The organism is Kitasatospora sp. NPDC097643, assembly GCF_040302625.1.
GTDB lineage: Bacteria > Actinomycetota > Actinomycetes > Streptomycetales > Streptomycetaceae > Kitasatospora.
This window is the reverse complement of sequence record NZ_JBEOSA010000169.1, coordinates 1-1,532: the sequence shown is the minus strand read 5'-3', so window position 1 is coordinate 1,532 and position 1,532 is coordinate 1. Positions and strand designations below refer to the sequence as shown.

At 72.3% G+C, this 1,532-nt stretch carries 2 protein-coding genes and 1 pseudogene; all 3 read left to right on the top strand.

The annotated features are described in order from the left end of the window. Positions 1-114, top strand: a pseudogene (locus ABTY15_RS39650) (short-chain dehydrogenase); the annotation flags it as partial. Continuing rightward, positions 111-1,106, top strand: a complete 996-nt coding sequence (locus ABTY15_RS39645) for an aldo/keto reductase (protein ID WP_350607659.1) — start codon at positions 111-113, stop codon at positions 1,104-1,106. The pseudogene ABTY15_RS39650 and the gene ABTY15_RS39645, both read left to right, overlap by 4 nt. Further along, a partial coding sequence (locus ABTY15_RS39640) for a heterodisulfide reductase-related iron-sulfur binding cluster (RefSeq protein WP_350607656.1) occupies positions 1,107-1,532 on the top strand: 426 nt, incomplete at its 3' end. It lies immediately after the preceding gene.

Here is a 1,532-nt window from a genome sequence, read left to right as displayed (position 1 = left end):
GCCGCCGCCATCGCCTACCTCGCCTCCCCGGCCGCCGGAAGCACCACCGGCACCGTCCTCCAGGTCGACGGCGGCATGGCGAACCTGCGCCTGCGACCGGAGCCCAAGCCATGAAACTGCGCCACAACCCCCTCGGCCACAGCCTGGTACGGGTGAGCGAACTCGCCTTCGGCGCGGCGGGGATCGGCAACCTGTTCACCGAGGTGGGCAACGCCCAGGCGGAGGCGGCCGTCGCCGCCGCCTGGGAGTGCGGTGTCCGCTACTTCGACACCGCCCCGCACTACGGCCTCGGCCTCTCCGAGCGGCGGCTCGGCGAGGCACTCCGGGCCTTCCCGAGGCACGAGTTCACCGTCTCCACCAAGGTCGGCCGAATCCTCGAACCGGTCACCCCCGTTGGCGACGACCTCGCCAACGGCTTCGCCGTCCCGGCAACGCACCGCCGCCGCTGGGACTTCACCGCGACGGGCGTTCGCCGGTCGATCGAGGAGAGCCTCGACCGGCTCGGCCTCGACCGGATCGACATCGCCTACCTCCACGATCCCGACGACCACGCCGACCAGGCCCTCACCGAGGCCTACCCGGAACTGGAACGCCTGCGCGCCGAGGGCGTCCTCGGGGCGATCGGCGTCGGGATGAACCAGGCCGAGCTGCCGGCGCGGTTCGTCCGCGAGACGGACATCGACGCCGTCCTGCTGGCCGGCCGCTACAGCCTGCTCGACCAGCGAGGGCTGGATGAGCTGCTGCCGCTGGCCGCCGAACGCGGCGTCGGGGTGGTGGTCGGCGGGGTGTTCAACTCCGGCCTGCTCGCCGACCCGAAGCCCGGCGCGACCTTCGACTACTCCGCCGCCCCCGCCGAACTCCTCGACCGGGCACTGCGGTTGAAGGAGACGTGCGAGCGGTACGGCGTGCCGCTGCGCGCCGCCGCGCTGCGGTTCCCGTTCGGGCACCCGGCGGTCGCATCCGTCCTGGTCGGCACCCGCAGCGCCGCGGAGGCGCGGGACGCCGCCGCGATGCTCGACCACCCCGTCCCGGACGAGCTGTGGGCGGAGCTCAAGGAGACCGGGTTGCTTCCTGCTGACGTCCCGACCCCCGTGGAGGCGGAGTAGATGCGGATCGCCCTGTTCATCACCTGCTTCAACGACACCATGTTCCCCGGCACCGGCCGGGCGGTGGTGACCGTCCTCGAACGGCTCGGGCACACGGTCGAGTTCCCGCAGGAGCAGACCTGCTGCGGGCAGATGCACTTCAACACCGGCTACCGGCCCGAGGCCGTTCCGTTGGTGTCGCGCTTCGCCCGGACCTTCGCCGAGTACGACGCCGTGGTCACGCCGTCCGCGTCCTGTGCCGGCATGATCCGCGACAGCCACCCCGTCCTCGCCGCGCAGCACGGAAGCCCGGCGCTTCAGCGCGAGGTTGCCGAAGTGGCGCCCAGGGTCCACGAGTTCACCGAGTTCCTGACCGACGTCCTGGGCGTCACCGACGTCGGCGCCCGCTTCCCGCACAAGGTCGCCTACCACCCCACCTGCCACTCC

Coding starts and splice junctions, on each gene's coding strand:
- ABTY15_RS39645 (WP_350607659.1), top strand. CDS start 111: ATGAAACTGCGCCACAACCCCCTCGGCCACAGCCTGGTACGGGTGAGC.